Here is a 15408-nt window from a genome sequence, read left to right as displayed (position 1 = left end):
ACGGGGACGGCTCATGGATCCTCCTAGGTACCTTTAGTATAAGGCCTAGAGGTGTCTACGAAACCCGGGGCGATTCACTATACTCATATAGCTGCTGGCAGTAGATCTAGCTATATTTCCGTTTTTATATGCTTCACGCAAATGCTTCTTAAACCCATAGGTAGGTCTTTTTCTAAGGGCGGCAGGCATAGAGTCCCAAGCAATGCCTATATCTTCAAGGAAGGTAAAGTAGTGGAGCAATGCTTGTGCTTGAGTGTTAACCGCTTTCTTACGCAAATTGGCTTTTAAATGGATCAGCCAAATATTCGCGACTCTAATGCTGCTACCGTCTTCCTTGTATAAGAGAGGAAGTTTGCCTAGAGAATTGCCAGATCCTTCAAAGCATATTGATAGCTCTCCGGTAGACCTATTAATTTCTCGTTTAATTGACTGATCTACAACAAAGTCAGGAACTTCCCATAGCACTATGCTCACGCAAGCCTCCATGCCGTAATTTCACGATTTCTTAGATTTTTATACGTAACAATAGTATTCAACAGAAAAATCGTAACAGTGCGCGGTCTGGGTCGCCCGCGTGTACGACTTCTGTGGCCTGCTTGATTAACTTACGAATCACCGCCAGCTGGCCCCGCGCTTTGGTGCGTGGGGCCAGTTTCCAAGTGCCGGGAACAATAGGCAGGCGGTCTAACCGCCACTGTTTATCAGCGGGGTCGTAAGCCTCCGGGGGCGCTTGTTCCAGAAGATGGCCCAAACACCAGGTAACGGTCGTGTCGCCGCAAACGATAGCGCCTTCCTGGCGTTTGGGACTTGCAGGCAATGCCTCGGCAATCGCCCGAGCAAGGCTGGGTTTTTCAGCAATAATCAAGCGCATGCGAAGCTTGGCCTTAACGTCTGTTCAAATTAGGCCTATGGTAACAGAGGTAGCAGGGCGGACGGAGCATGTTGAGCGCCGCTACCTTTGCTTACCCACGGTAATTATGAGCGGGTGTTTTACAAGGAGCAGTCACATGCGCGAACGCGGTAGAACACGGAGGTTAATGGGCCTGGGCGCACGCACGGGTGGGGCAATGCTTAAAACACGCCTGGGCGGTCAGGCCGATTGGCGAGCGCTAGGTGAGGCGTTGTTTGAGGGTTTGTCAGAACTCAAAGGCCCGGCCATGAAAATGGCGCAGATGATGTCCCAGTGGGATGACCTGCTGCCGCCGGATTTAGCCGATGAGCTTGCTCGCCTGCAACGCCAGGCCGACCCCATGCCTTGGCCACGCATCCGTGAAGCGCTTGAGTTACAGTACGGCGATATCAATACGTACTTTACCCAGGTTGAAGAAGCGCCCTTTGCCAGCGCCTCCATGGGGCAAGTGCATAAAGCGGTGACCCGTGAAGGCGAAACGGTGGTGCTTAAAGTCCAGTACCCAGGCTTAGCCGACGTGCTGGAGAGTGATCTAAAACAGTTACGGCGCATTATGAGCCTGGGCCGCTGGTTTAAAGTGCCTCAGGCGCGCCTGGATGCACTGTTTGAGGAACTGGCGGCGGGGCTTCGTGATGAGCTGGATTATCAGGCTGAGGCAAACGCTCTGGCGCGTTATCGAGAGCGCTACCAGAGTGATGCGCGGCTTGTAATACCCGAGCCGCTGTTTGAACTCTCGGGCCAGCATGTCCTGGCCATGTCTTACGTACCCGGCACACCGCTACGTGAGCTGGAGAGCGCTGAAGATACCGTACGTCAACAGGTAGCCGCGACGCTTGCCGACTGGATTACCCAGGAGCTCTTCACCTTTGCGGAGCTACATGCCGACCCGCATGCGGGCAACTTTGCCGCCGATGCCCAGGGGCGTTTGATTATCTACGATTTTGGTGCGGTGATTCCGGTGCCGGAAGGTCGGCTTAATGCCATGATGCAGCTACTCGATGCTACCTTGGCCCACGACCCCATGGCCATGGATGAGGCGATGGTCAATATGGGCGGGCGCCAGGGGCAGGGTGCGCCGCTTTCACTGTATCGTGAGGCAACTGAATGTATTGCCCCGCTGTTTGAGCCCGGCGAGCAGGATTTTAGTGATGTACGCGTGCATCGCCGCCTGCGCGAGCTTTCGCCCAAGGTGTGGGCGGCGATGGACCGCTTACAGCCGCCCGCCGATACGCTGCTATTATCGCGAGCGCTAAATGGCCATTATTGGAATCTGGTGCGCCTTAAAGCGCGGCTGGATATGTATGAGCGTACCCAGCCGCTGCTGGCCTGGTCACGCTCACGCACTTAAACCGGAACGTTCGCGCACCAATCAGTCCTCGCTGATATCCAATCAGTTAGCGCAACGTTTTTAACCAGAATACCAGGGTCTTGTCACTCTCATGCTGCTCGTTAATATCTTTCCAAGCAAAGGTCGTTGCCAAGTCAACGCGGCGCTGATAGCCCTGGCTTTGCCAAAAACCATGAAGCGGCCGATAATCTTCCGGCCGCAGCGGGTGTTTTTCAGGGCGCTCAACGGCGCAAAAAGCGGCAGTTTTATACCCTTCACGAGCAGCGTGGGTTTCGCGCTCGGCCATAAAAGCTTTGCCTATACCCCGGCCTCGGTAGTCGTGAAGTAATACCGATTCGCCGTAATAGAACACGCTGGAAGCCGCAATGCCGGCTGCTTCAAACGGGCGGCGAAACTCGTCTACTTCATCACTTAGCGGTTGACCTGTAGACGCGCCGACCAGGCAGTCACCATCAAAAGCGAGGACAAACAAGCTTGCCGGGTTTGCTGCGTAGCGGCCCAGGTAATCAGCTTCGTAGGCCAGGTTGCCATCGTATAAATAGGGAAAATCATGAAATACCCGAATGCGCAGCTGCGCAAGGGCCGTCAGGTGGGGCGCAATAGCCTGACCGTGGCAGGTCGTGAGCGTCAGTTCGTTCATCGCGTCTCTTCCACTGGGTAAACGCTGCACATTAACAGCCACGAGCCGCATCGCCAATCCTCCTACGTGATGGCCTACGGTCATGCTAAACTATGGCGCTTTTCAAAACGCGCTTTTCAAAAAACAGTGGAGACGGCAATGCTAGCGGTATGGGTCGATCAGCTGCTGGGATTTGCCTCTGGGGCACTCTCGGCAATCAGGCAGCAAGAACACTATCCCGATTTTATGACGTGGGTGCGCGCGGAAGGCGCCACGTCGTTTAACGGCGATGTCGCCACCGCCCAGGCGCTGGCTCCCATTTTATGGTCACAAACACCCTTGGTCCGGCTGGATTTTGCCAGCGAGTCGCTGGCGACACCAGGGCGTAATGAGCCCTGCTGGTGTGACTCCGGACGCAAATACAAGCAGTGCTGCTATCGGGTCGATTTCCCGACGGATATCCCCGAGCAGATGATGTGGATGCTGTCGCTGCGTGAATGGAAAGGCCCGACATTAAAAGCCGCACTTGAAAGCCGCCAGGCGCCGCCTCAGGCGCTACTGGAAGCGGGCCTTATCGCTGCTGAAAGTGGCCAGACCGGACGCGCCATGCAGATCCTTGAGTCGCTGTTTGATGGCAGTGACTGGTCGCGCCTGCCCGAGCAGGCCGAGCCCGCCTTTGAAATCCTGCTGGATATCTACCAAGAGCGCGGCTTTACCCGCAAACGCGCCGATCTGCTGGATGATGTGATGGAGCGTGGGCCACTGTTTTTACGCGGTGTTGCCCTTGAACGCCTATGCCTGATGCATCTGGATAATGATGATCTGGATAGTGCCCGGGCAGCCTTTGTTAAAGCCCAGCAGGCGCTGCCTGATTCGCCCACGCTTGCCTACATTGAGGCGATGCTTCTTCTGCATGAAGGCCATGAAGAAGAAGCCAAGGAGCGCGCCAACTTCTGGTATCGGCGCCTGGTTCGCCAGGGTGATCTTGACGAAGAGCAGCTGGAGTTCCTGGCCGCCTTGGCAGAGAACCCGGGCGCAACGCTAGCTGATCAACTGCTGAGTGCTGAAGAGGATCTGGCCACGCCGCTGGTATCCTTGCAAGCGCTGTTGGCGGCGCTGCCCACGGCGCCCAAGCTGGATTTTAGCGCCGATGCTCAAACGGGCCATTTGCACTACTACTCCAGTGCCCGGGAAGCGACGCTATTTGCCGCCTGGCATGAGCAGTTTCAGGTGTTGGTGGATGAAGATATCGCACTAGGCTTTCGCGACGATCCTTGGGGCAATGCGGTTGAGTGGATGTCCGCACTTTGCGCACACCCCGAGTGGCTGGATGCGCCGCATGTAGTACAGGATCTGACCCTGGCATTGACGAGCCGGTTTGGCAGCCTTCCGTGGATGGCGCCTAGCCTGCTGGACCCACTGGCGCTGCGCCTTTCCCGCTGGTTGGAACAGGCCCGGGCTGAAGGCGATGGCAGCTTGTGCTGGGATGATGCCGACAACGCTGTCCTGCTGCGTACGGGCCTTGCCCTGGTGGTGGGGATGGAACGCGGTGCCCGTCAGCATTCGCGGGAGCTGGCTGAAGAGCTGCTCGCCATCGACCAGGAAGATAGCCTGGGGCTGCGAGAACTGGTGCTCGATCAACTGCTGCGTGATGACCGTAACCAGGAGGCGCTGACGCTGACAGAGCAGCAGGATGACGATGGCTCGCTGGTGCTCGGATTACTAATGGGACGCACATTGGCGCTTTATCGCTTAAATGAGCATGAGGCAGCTGAAGCGGCGCTTAATGACGTTATCACCCATAACCGCCACGCGCTTGAAATGATCTGTGCGGATAGCCCTCGCCCGGTAATGCCGCATGCAGATGGCCAGGTTGACCCCGGCTCGCGTGCCGAGGCGTGGCAATATCGCACGCTAATGCGCGATCAGTGGCGTACCACGCCGGGCGCGCTTGATTGGCTGGGTAACCATCGCTAAGCCTTTCGTTAGTACGGGTGTAACCTTCAGCCGCGCTTAGCGCGGCTGAGGGACAGGCACCAGCTGCTTATCCCGACTTATCCAGACGGCCAGAATAATTGCTGGCAGACCCAGCAGCGTTGCGACCACAAAAAACGTGGCATAGCCCTGGGAAGTTACCACCACCCCACCAAAGCCGCTTAAAAACTTCCCAGGCAACGTCATCAGCGATGAGAATAACGCATATTGAGTGGCGGTATAGGCGCGTGAGGTAAGGCTTGATAAAAAGGCAATAAATACCGCACTAGCCAAGCCGTTAGCCAGATTGTCGCCAATGATCGTGATCACCAGCATGGGTACCTGATTACCTATCAGGGCGAGTGCGGCAAACAGTAAATTCGTCAGCATCACAAACCCTGCCCCGATCACCAGCAGCGGGCCAATGCCGTAGCGGGCTACCAGCAAGCCGCCTAAAACGCCGCCGGTAATGCTCATCGCAATCCCAAATATATTGGTCACATTGGCAATAGTGGCCAGAGAAAAGCCCAGGTCGATATATAGCGGGTTAGCCATGGATGCCATCGCCAGATCGCTGATTCTATACACCGCAATAAACACCAGAATCCACAGTGCCTTTACCCCGAAGCGGCGAAAAAAATCGGTAAACGGGCACACGATAGCGCCAATCACCCAGGCACCCAAGCGACGCAATATTTTAGGTTTGCCACGGCTGGCGCGGATAAAGGCGCGCACTTTGGGCTCATGGATTAACTGTACCGAAAGCGAGGCGCGTTTGGGTTCCGGGCGAATCAGCACGGTGAGTACCCCCACGCCGACGAGTGCTGCCATGGTCAGATAAGCCGCATCCCAGGACACGGCCGAGGCGATATAAAGCGCCCCGGCCCCAGCGGCCAGCAGCCCCCCTCGATAGCCAATGATATAGGTGGATGCCATGGCGGCTTGCATATCATCATCGGCAGATTCGATCCGGTAAGCGTCAATGGCAATATCCTGCGTTGCCGAACCAAAGGCCACCAGCAGGGCAAAAACGGCGACCGCTCCCAAATTGCCAACAGGACTTACGCCAGCCAGGCCGACGAGCCCTGCAGCTATCATCCCCTGGGCAAGCAGCATCCAGCCGCGCCGCTGGCCAAAGGCTCGGGTGAGTAGCGGTAGCTCAAGCCTGTCCACTACCGGCGCCCAAAAAAACTTGATCGAGTAGAGCATGCCGATCCAGGCGAAAAAACCAATGGCGGCGACTTCAACGCCGTCGCTACGCAGCCAGGCGGAAAGCGTAGAGAACACCAGCAAAAAGGGGAGCCCGGCGGAAAAACCTAAAAACAGCATGGTAATAACGGGTGCCCGGAAATAGATCGCCAGCGCGGCAAGCCAGCTACGCTGGGGCAAAAGAGTGGGCATAGTGTTCAACTCCAGAAAAAGACGTTGGCCTTAGCCAAGTGATAAACTGCATCAATGTTTTACGACAAAGTCGATAGCTTACCGGAGAGGAGTTTTGCATGTCGATCACGGCACATCAGGTCGTTACGTTGCACTACGTGCTTAGCGACATTTTAAGCGATGGAAGCGAGCAAGTACTCGATGATTCTAACGCGCGGGATAAGCCGCTTGAGTACCTGCACGGCCACGACAATATTGTGCCGGGCCTGGAACAGGCGCTGGCCGGTCTAAAGGTAGGCGATGCGGCCACCGTAACCTTGGCTCCTGCTGACGCCTATGGCATGCGTAATGAAGCGCTGGTGCAGGAAGTGGGGCGTGGCTCGTTCGGCAATGCTGATTTGACGCCCGGCAGCCGTTTTCAGACCGAAGGCGAAGCCGGCCCACAAATTGTCACGGTAGTAGATGTGGTGGGCGACCGCATTACCATTGATACCAATCATCCCCTGGCGGGCCGCACGCTCAGCTATCGGGTGAAAATCCTGGACACACGTGATGCAACGCGCGCAGAGCTTGCCAAGGGTCACCCGCTTCCGCCTGGAACCGAACACAGTAAAGTAGAAGATCGGAAGGTTCTTTAATATTTAAAACTTGATCCAGGTCAGCACTAACTTAGCTGAACTCCGATAAGATATTAATCAGCTGCTGGGTTAAGGCATTTTTTAAAGATTGTTTAAAGATTGCTTACTGGGCATTGGGTAATTCGTATCGTTGTACCGCTTGTAAACCGTTTTCTTGGTTAGTAGGTGTTAAGCAGTGGGCGTCGTTTTAAAGAGCCCCTCTTTGACTTAATAATCTGCTAAGCCTCTTGTCAGGGGAGGGAGGTTACTTTAACGAGTAAGCTTCCTTTTTTTCCGGCCTTTTGGGCCGGTTTTTTTTTGGAAAAAATTAGCGCGATAGTAACCGGGGGCTATTGATCAAATGTGAGCTTTTTAAAGTGTTTCAGCCAGTCCAGTACCTGATGCGAGGGCATCGGCTTGGCAATCCAGTAGCCTTGCAGATAATCGCAGCCCATCTTGAATAGCAGGGCCGCTGTTTCGTAATTTTCAACGCCCTCAGCAATGACCTTCAAGCCCAGTCGATGGCCCAGTTCGATGGTCGAGCGCACAATCAATCGATCGTCTTCATCGGTGTTTAATCGCAGAATAAAGGACTTGTCGATTTTAAGTTCATTAAACGGCAGGCGCTTTAGTTGGGCTAGTGACGAGTAGCCCGTACCGAAGTCATCAATGGCCAGCACAATACCTAGCGCTGAAATCTCTTTTAGGATATTAACGGCCTGACTCATATCCTGCATGGCGGTGGTTTCGGTAACTTCAATAGCAAGCTGGCGTGGGGCTAAATCATAGGTTTTAAGTAGCTGTTCCAGCTGCTGAGGAAGCTGTGAGTTGATAATATCACTCGCGGATAAATTGATCGCGACGGATAAACGTTGCCCAGCTTGATTCCATATATGTAGCTGCTGGCACACATGAATCAACATCCACTGGCTCAATAGCGAAATATTGCCGGAGCGTTCGGCCAGTTCAATGAATTCATCAGGTCGAATAAGCCCGAGAGTGGGATGGTGCCAGCGAATCAGTGCTTCAAAATGCTCTATCCTTCCAGTATTAAGCGCTGCCTTGGGCTGATAATCTATCCATAGTTCGTCATGCGTAACAGCGTTTGGCAAATCGTTGATCAAGGTACGTTTGCGAAGCTGCAGCTTATCCAAGTCTTCGGTATAAAGCTCGTAGCGCACGGCTTTATCCTGGGCTTGCTGAAGAGCAATATCGGCTCGTCGAAACAGCTGTTGTACCGAGCTACCGTCGTTAGGAAAGCTCACACTGCCGATGGAGCATATAGGTTTAACCGTTGAGAGGTGATTGACCGCAATTGTGTTTGAAAGGTGCTGAATCAGCAGCTCCAACCACGCGCTATTGGATGGGTCGCCTTCATTAATAATTAAAAATTCATTGTTAGTCAGCCGATATGGATGATGTTGAGGGCTTGAGAAATCACGCAGTCTATCCGCAATGGCAATTAATACCTGGTCGCCTACGGAATACCCGAAGGTACTGTTGATAGCGCGTAACTCATGCAGGGCTAAGCGCATGATGGTAAACGGCGTCTGCTGCGCAACCAGATTTTCCAAAGAATCAAACGCGGCTACTTGATTAGGTAGTTGGGTGAGAGGGTCACTTCTGTTTTGGAACAGCAAGGTTTTGTCGCGCTTTTCAATATCGGCTTGTAAAGTCAGAATTGTGTTACTGATAAGCCGGGTTTCGGGGTGTTTTTGGACTTGCGATGATAGGGTAAATCGATAGCCGTCGCTTATTTGGCTGGCCGTATGGCTGAGTTTGCTGAGTGGCGAACTTAAGCGTTTGGATATCCATAACGAAAAAAGAATTAAGCATCCAATGGTTAACATTGAGCTTACTAGAAGTTCTTTTTTTAGCCATCTGTACCCATTTGAAAGCGCTGACAGCGAATCGGGTAAGGCGTTAAACAGGGCTGAATAAGCGATTTGAGGACTTTTAGTAGAGGAGGCGAAGTAGGGGTCGATAACGAGCAGGATACCGATAGGCAGCTGTGACAGAAGAATAACCAATAGAAAAGTTAAAAAGAGGCGCATTCTAAAGTGCATTCTTCGCTCACTTTTATAGCAGAATAATGTTAATAACCATAAAGTAATGATGACGACGTGATGCGTTTTTGAACGATACCCTTTTTTGCTAATTAATAGCTACCCCAAGAGCTTGATTAACCACCACCCACCGCCACGCTTACTCGTTAAAGAACATAGCGGTGGGCAGCCTAACGCTTACTGGGGCTGGTTTACGCTGGCTTTTTCAAGCAGGAAATCAACAATACGCTCAGAGGGCACCATTGTTGCTTCACTGTCGCGACGGCCTTTGTACTCAAGCTCGCCGTTATCCAGACTACGATCACCAATTACCAAGCGATGCGGAACGCCCATCAGTTCCAGGTCGGCAAACTTAACGCCGGGGCGCGTATCGCGATCATCCAGTAGGACGTCCAGGCCTGCGGTAGTTAACGCTTGGTAGAGACGCTCTGACTCTTCCCGTACGCGCTGCGACTTGTGCGCATTCATAGGCACAAGCGCTACTTGGAAGGGCGCAATTGCATTGGGCCAGGTAATTCCTGCGTCGTCATGGTTCTGCTCAATGGCGGCTGCCACTACCCGAGTAATACCAATACCATAGCACCCCATCCACGGATGACTGGTTTTGCCGTTATCGCCCAGCACGCTTGCATTCATGGCTTCAGAATATTTCTGACCCAGCTGGAACACGTGGCCTACCTCGATGCCGCGTTTGATTGAAAGCGTGCCTTTACCATCGGGTGACGGGTCACCTTCTTGCACCTTACGCAAATCGGCAACCTGGGGCAGGGCAACATCACGTTCCCAGTTAATGCCGAAGTAGTGCTTGCCATCAATATTCGCGCCCGCGCCGAAGTCACTCATCAAGGCAACACTACGGTCAATAATAACCGGCATCTTAAGGCCGATTGGCCCCAGAGAGCCCGGGCCTGCACCTACAGAGGCACGGATTTCTTCTTCATTGGCCATCGTAAGTGGTGTCGCGACCTGAGGAAGGTTTTCTGCCTTCACCTCGTTTAACTCATGGTCGCCACGCACCAGCAGCGTAATCAATCCGCCTTCGGCAGCATGAACCATCAGCGTTTTGACGGTTTTCTCGATCGGCAGTTTAAACTGTTCAACCAGAGCTGCGATGGTTTTGGCGTTCGGCGTATCCACTACACGGATTTCTTCACTAGGTGCTGCGCGCTGAACGTTGCTACCTAACGGCGCTGGTAAGGCTTCGGCCTTTTCCATGTTGGCGGCGTAGTCAGACTCATTGGAGAACACGATGTCGTCCTCGCCGGAACTTGCGAGCACATGGAATTCATGGGACCCGGTACCGCCGATAGAGCCGTTATCGGCGATCACCGGACGGAAATCCAAACCCAAGCGAGTAAAGATTCGCGTGTAGGCATCGTACATGCCCTGATATGTTTCTTTCAGTGATGCTTCATCCAAGTGGAAGGAGTAGGCATCTTTCATGATGAACTCACGCGAGCGCATTACCCCAAAGCGCGGGCGAATTTCGTCGCGGAACTTGGTCTGGATTTGGTAGAAATTGACCGGCAGCTGCTTGTAACTTGCGATCTCTTTGCGCACGAGGTCGGTGATCACTTCTTCATGAGTCGGACCCACACAGTAGTCACGTTCATGACGGTCTTTGACGCGCAGAAGCTCAGGGCCGTACTGCTCCCAGCGGCCGGACTCTTGCCATAGCTCGGCTGGCTGAACGGCGGGCATCAATACTTCCTGGGCGCCAGCACGGTTCATCTCTTCACGTACAATAGCTTCTACTTTGCGTAGTGTACGCAGGCCTAGAGGCAACCACGTATAAAGGCCTGAGGTGAGGCGGCGAATCATCCCAGCACGCAGCATTAACTGGTGGCTAATGACTTCGGCGTCGGCCGGGGTTTCTTTTAACGTAGCGATTAATAATTGGCTGGCGCGCATGGGCGGTAAAATTCCTTAGTGTTAAAAAAGCCGCTGGCTTAGCGTTGAATGTGAGCATTGTACGTCTTAGCGGTTAAGGCGGCAAAATCATGCAGCCGCCATAAGCGCTGTGCGCCGGGTAGTTTGTGCTAATATGGCCGTGATTTTGCGAGCGATGACGAGCATTATTTCAATAATTCAGCCTCAATACCGCTATCGTTTCTATTTATTAATGAGGGGACCTTCATGCAGCAATCTGTACGCCGTTGGTTAGCGGGGGCCGTTGTAGGCGCTTCCATTATAACGTTGAGTGGTTGCGGTACTATGTTTCACCCTGAGCGAAAAGGCCAGTTAAGCGGCCAGATCGACCCGGTTATTGCGGTTGCCAACGGTGTGGGCCTTCTGTTTTTTATCGTGCCGGGCGTTATTGCCTACGCGGTCGATTTTTCAAATGGCACTATCTATTTGCCAGGCAATAACAGCGCATCTGTTGATGTTCTGCACCTGGAGGATACGTTGAACGTGGCGTCACTTGAAAAGCTGCTGTCCGATAAAGCGGGCAAGCCGGTAAGTTTAAAAAGCGAGCTGGTGATGATTGAAGAGGTAGATAATTTGGAAGAAGCGCTCGCCATGGTGCGAATGTCGGGCGTAATGGATGAAGAGCGCCTGGCAACCATGTAAATTGTCCACAGACTGCATTGCTACACAAAACCCCAGAGGCGCTAACGCGTATGGGGTTTTGTCGTTTTATGGGCAGCCTATTTGGCAGCGGTCAGTTTCAGGGTAATCAATCCTGCCACTAAACCCCAGAAAGGCCCGCCCATACCCAGCAGCGTAATGCCCGAACCCGTCAGTAAAAAGGTGACAATGGCCGCATCGCGATGACGGCTATCAGCAAAGGCGCTTGCCAAACCTCCGGCAAGCGTACCCAATAGCGCAATGCCCGCCAGGGCGATAACCAGCACGCTGGGGAGCGCATTAAACACCCCGGTCACCGTAGCACCGAAAATCCCCATGATGATACAAAAAACGCCGGCGGCCATACCCGCCGTATAGCGGCGGCGAGGGTCGGCATGAGCATCTGGGCCCATGCAAACCGCAGCGCTGATGGCGGCCATATTGAGCGCAAAACCACCAAAGGGCGCAAGAAGCAGAGAGGCCCCACCGGTCCAACTGATCAGCGGTGAGCTGTTAACTTGATAGCCCGCAGCCCGTAATACCGCCATGCCCGGCAGATTCTGCGTTGCCATGGTGATAACAAAAAGCGGAATGCCCACGCCGATTAATGTGGCAATTGAAAACGCAGGCGTCATAAACACAGGCATAGTGGGGGACAGCGGAATACCCTGCAGATTGATTTGCCCCTGCAGTATCGCAACCGCTATGCCGGTTAACAGTACGCCGGGCACCGCCAGTGTTGGCCAAAGGCGCCTACCCATTACCCAGGCGGCTAGCATCACCAGGGGCATTAGCCACTGGCTTTCCATCGCGTTAAATAGCTCAAGTCCAAAGCGCAGCAAAATACCGGCCAGCATCGCTGCCGCAATCGCGCCGGGAATGTAGCGCATCAAGCGCTCAAAAAGACCGGTTACTCCGCATAGGGTTATCAATAGCGCCGAGAAAAGAAAAGCCCCGATAGCTTCTTCAAGCGGAATGCCCGGCAAGCTGGTCGCCAGAAAAGCTGCCCCCGGCGTAGACCAGGCGGTAAGCAGCGGCATGCGATAACGCAATGAAAGGCCAAAGGATGTAAACCCCATGCCAATACCCAGCGCCCAAAGCCAGGAGCTGATTTGCGCGGCAGAGGCGCCGCTGGCTTCGGCTGCCTGAAAGATAATCGCAGCAGAACTTGTATAGCCAATCGTGACCGCGACAAATCCTGCAGTGACGGTTGAAAGGCTGACATCTTGCCAGAAGGCGGGCCGCTTGGCAGGCGGCTGGGCCTGTTCTATAGCATCATTATTGGCCGCCATACTGCGCTCCTCTAAGGTGGCTGGATGTCTATCAAGTAATGGTTATGATTAAATTTTTATGTGCGCTATAGCGCACAAAGGTCACACTATCACTGTGCGTCATAACGCACAATTGGGTTGAAGATTGGGATTTAGAATAAACACCGAAGTTTTATAAATCCTAACGTTTTATAAACCCTGACGCTTGCCCGTAAGCGCTAGATGCTTGAACGATCAAATATTTAAGAACTCAGTAATAGCCCGAGTAGGCTGGCTGTTTTAACGGGGATTAGAGAGGTAAAATAGCCAAATCCTGAGGAGATAATAATGCCTACCCAGCCCCCCGCTATTGCTGAGCACGTTGCCAGTACCGTTAAACGACTGCGTAAAGAGTGTGATTGGAGCCTGGATCGTGCTGCCGGTGAAACCGGAGTCAGCAAAGCGATGCTCGGACAAATCGAGCGCGGTGAATCCAGCCCGACCATCTCAACACTCTGGAAAATAGCCAGTGGCTTTCGGGTGTCGTTTTCTACCCTGTTCGATAGTCAGAAACCGGTGCAGGGCGAACTACGTCGGGATAGCGGGGAGTCGGTATGGGGGGATGACAGCGCGGGCATGCAGGCACGGCTGATTTTCCCTTACGATCCGTTGTTAGGCTTTGAGATGTTCATCATCGAGTTGGCGCCCGGTGCGATCAGTGAGTCAACGCCACATGCCGAGGGCGTGGTAGAACATATTGTGGTGATTGAAGGAGAAATGGAGCTGCGTATTGATGAGCGCTGGCAAACGCTTGGCGTGGGCGAGGGGCTGCGCTTTTTCGCTGACCGCCCCCACGCAATGCGTAATACCGCGATAACACGTTTACGCTTTCATGATGTGATTCACTATTTACCCGGCGCGGCATCCAACGCTTGAGCACGCAGCCAGCGGATTTCTTCATCCCAGATTTCAGGCTCGACGGTTTCTAAAATCATGGGAATACCGCTGATACGTGGCTCCTGCATGATGGTGATAAACGCTGGCAGGCCAATATTGCCTTTTCCCAAGCTTTGATGACGGTCTACCCGGCTGGCAAAACCGCTTTTCGCATCGTTTAAATGCATCCCGCGAAGATACTCAAATCCTACAACGCTGCCAAGCTCATCCAGGGTGGCCTGCGTTGCCTCGCGGCTGCGCAAATCATATCCGGCGGCAAACGCATGGCAGGTATCAATACACACGCCGACGCGCGATTTATCATCGACATGCTGGATAATTTCAGCAAGATGCTCAAAGCGCCAGCCAAGATTGGTGCCTTGCCCGGCGGTGTTTTCAATCACCGCGGTCACGCCCATGGTCTGGGCGAGAGCTTCATTAACGGACTCTGCAATGCGCTTTAAGCAGTCGCCTTCACTGATCTTGTTCAAGTGACTGCCTGGGTGAAAATTCAGCAGCGTTAAACCTAGCTGCTCGCAGCGCTGCATTTCATCTAAAAAAGCGTTGCGCGATTTCTGCAGACCTTCGGCTTCCGGGTGGCCCAGGTTAATCAGGTAGCTATCGTGGGGCAAAATCTGCTCAGGTTTAAAGCCGTGCTGGCGGCAGGCATCTTTAAATGCCTTGATGGCTTGCTCGGTCAGCGGCTTGCCCTGCCACTGGCGCTGGTTTTTGGTAAATAGTGCAAAGGCATTTGCGCCGATCTCAACCGCCCGCTGTACCGCCTGATCTGCACCTCCGGCAGCACTTACATGGGCACCTACATACTTCATTGTTATCCCTTACTGTTTGGCTAAGCGTTGATTATCCAGAAAGCGCTGAAAAATAGCAGGTTCATCAGTAATCACGCTAGCAATCCCCCAGCTCCAACGGCTCTGAAAGGCGCTGGGATCGTTGGCGGTGTAGCAAAGCAGCTGATAGCCCGCTTCATGCATGGCGTCAGCCTGGGCGCGTTTCAGGCGGGGCCAGTGCGGATGGATGCTATATGCGTCAACGGCCTCACACTGAGTACGCCACGCTTTGGGCGTGCTGCCAAACAAAACCCCCAGCGCCAGGTCTTTTTTAGAAGCAAAGGTGCGGCAGTGGTGAAGCGCGCTAAGATCGAAGGACGAGATAACCAGACGCTCGGGAAGTAGGGCCTCCAGTACTTCTGGCATGACTCGATCAACCAGCTCAATAGGGTCGCGGCCCTTGTTGACCTTGATTTCCAGGTTGACGCCCATTTCCAGCTCGTTAAGAAGCTCGAGCATCGCCTCGAGGCTTGCTATTTTTTCGCCAGCAAAACGATCACTAAACCAGCTGCCGACATCTAATGCCTGGGCCTCTGGCCAAGTGAGCCTATTAAGCGCGCCGCGCCCATCCGAGCAGCGCGCTACATCAGCATCGTGCCAGATAACCGGCGTGCCATCGCCGAGTAGCTGAACATCAAGCTCCACCCAGCGGGCGCCCGCTTCATAAGCTGCGCGCACGGCGGCAAGGGTGTTTTCTGGGGCGGCGGCGGAGTATCCGCGATGGGCAATCAGCGTGGGAAGCGTAATAGCGGGATGGGTCATCGTTCGTCCAAAAGCGTTACCGGTTAAAGTGATCTGAGTTTAGCACGAGCCTATGACATCAGCGTGTCACTCAAGCGCGGTCGATGTGAGTAAGCTCAAGGGATTGCTTGATTTCTAAAGCGTGACGCGG

Annotated in this window: 13 protein-coding genes and 1 pseudogene; 5 read left to right on the top strand and 9 right to left on the bottom strand. The window is 53.8% G+C overall.

All coding sequences use genetic code 11. The annotated features are described in order from the left end of the window. Nucleotides 1-45 precede the first annotated feature (45 nt). Entirely contained in the window at nt 46-474 is a 429-nt protein-coding gene (locus INT33_RS06570; protein ID WP_193091465.1) for a hypothetical protein, read from the bottom strand. Between the two features lie 82 nt (nt 475-556). Continuing rightward, a pseudogene (locus INT33_RS06565) lies at nt 557-871 on the bottom strand (toprim domain-containing protein); the annotation flags it as partial. 136 nt (nt 872-1007) lie between these two features. Here INT33_RS06565 and INT33_RS06560 point away from each other — a divergent pair. Next, nucleotides 1008-2258, top strand: a complete 1251-nt coding sequence (locus INT33_RS06560) for an ABC1 kinase family protein (RefSeq protein ID WP_193091464.1) — start codon at nt 1008-1010, stop codon at nt 2256-2258. 46 nt (nt 2259-2304) lie between these two features. Here the strand turns inward: INT33_RS06560 and INT33_RS06555 are convergent, their stop codons facing one another. Then, nucleotides 2305-2898 (bottom strand): GNAT family N-acetyltransferase, encoded by a 594-nt coding sequence (locus INT33_RS06555; protein WP_193091470.1) that lies wholly within the window; start codon nt 2896-2898, stop codon nt 2305-2307. A gap of 138 nt (nt 2899-3036) precedes the next feature. Between INT33_RS06555 and INT33_RS06550 the strand changes: the two genes are divergently transcribed. Then, complete coding sequence (locus tag INT33_RS06550) at nt 3037-4854, top strand: SEC-C domain-containing protein (protein ID WP_193091463.1); 1818 nt, start codon at nt 3037-3039, stop codon at nt 4852-4854. Between the two features lie 36 nt (nt 4855-4890). Here INT33_RS06550 and INT33_RS06545 read toward each other — a convergent pair whose 3' ends face one another. Further along, on the bottom strand, nt 4891-6252 hold the full coding sequence (locus INT33_RS06545) for an AmpG family muropeptide MFS transporter (RefSeq protein ID WP_193091462.1): 1362 nt from the start codon (nt 6250-6252) through the stop codon (nt 4891-4893). A 98-nt stretch (nt 6253-6350) separates the two neighbouring features. Between INT33_RS06545 and INT33_RS06540 the strand changes: the two genes are divergently transcribed. Further along, entirely contained in the window at nt 6351-6869 is a 519-nt protein-coding gene (locus INT33_RS06540; protein WP_192538230.1) for an FKBP-type peptidyl-prolyl cis-trans isomerase, read from the top strand. A 329-nt stretch (nt 6870-7198) separates the two neighbouring features. Here INT33_RS06540 and INT33_RS06535 read toward each other — a convergent pair whose 3' ends face one another. Together INT33_RS06535 and INT33_RS06530 are read right to left on the bottom strand one after the other, a co-directional pair. Then, nucleotides 7199-8488 (bottom strand): putative bifunctional diguanylate cyclase/phosphodiesterase, encoded by a 1290-nt coding sequence (locus tag INT33_RS06535; RefSeq protein WP_193091461.1) that lies wholly within the window; start codon nt 8486-8488, stop codon nt 7199-7201. Nucleotides 8489-9091: 603 nt separating this feature from the next. Further along, a complete protein-coding gene (locus tag INT33_RS06530) occupies nt 9092-10825 on the bottom strand; it encodes a proline--tRNA ligase (protein ID WP_193091460.1) in 1734 nt (577 codons plus the stop codon). Between the two features lie 225 nt (nt 10826-11050). Between INT33_RS06530 and INT33_RS06525 the strand changes: the two genes are divergently transcribed. Next, the gene (locus tag INT33_RS06525) at nt 11051-11485 is read left to right on the top strand and encodes a hypothetical protein (protein WP_193091459.1); all 435 of its coding nucleotides are present in this window, start codon (nt 11051-11053) and stop codon (nt 11483-11485) included. A gap of 77 nt (nt 11486-11562) precedes the next feature. On the opposite strand, the gene INT33_RS06520 is transcribed toward INT33_RS06525, so the two are convergent. Beyond that, nucleotides 11563-12774 carry a benzoate/H(+) symporter BenE family transporter gene (locus tag INT33_RS06520; protein ID WP_226940099.1) on the bottom strand — a complete coding sequence of 404 codons (1212 nt, stop codon included), beginning with the start codon at nt 12772-12774 and terminating at the stop codon, nt 11563-11565. A gap of 306 nt (nt 12775-13080) precedes the next feature. Here INT33_RS06520 and INT33_RS06515 point away from each other — a divergent pair, with 306 nt between their 5' ends. After that, nucleotides 13081-13668, top strand: coding sequence for a helix-turn-helix domain-containing protein (locus INT33_RS06515; protein WP_193091458.1), 588 nt, complete (start codon nt 13081-13083; stop codon nt 13666-13668). Here INT33_RS06515 and nfo read toward each other — a convergent pair. Then, nucleotides 13638-14498 carry a deoxyribonuclease IV gene (gene nfo / locus INT33_RS06510; RefSeq protein ID WP_193091457.1) on the bottom strand — a complete coding sequence of 287 codons (861 nt, stop codon included), beginning with the start codon at nt 14496-14498 and terminating at the stop codon, nt 13638-13640. The two genes, INT33_RS06515 and nfo, sit on opposite strands and share 31 nt — an antisense overlap. Before the next feature lie 9 nt (nt 14499-14507). Next, the gene (locus INT33_RS06505; RefSeq protein WP_193091456.1) at nt 14508-15278 is read right to left on the bottom strand and encodes a glycerophosphodiester phosphodiesterase family protein; all 771 of its coding nucleotides are present in this window, start codon (nt 15276-15278) and stop codon (nt 14508-14510) included. Nucleotides 15279-15408: the final 130 nt, after the last annotated feature.

The sequence above is a fragment of the Halomonas colorata genome, assembly GCF_014897985.1.
In the GTDB taxonomy this organism is placed as follows: Bacteria; Pseudomonadota; Gammaproteobacteria; order Pseudomonadales; family Halomonadaceae; genus Vreelandella; species Vreelandella colorata.
This window is presented reverse-complemented; position numbering and strand designations above follow the sequence as displayed.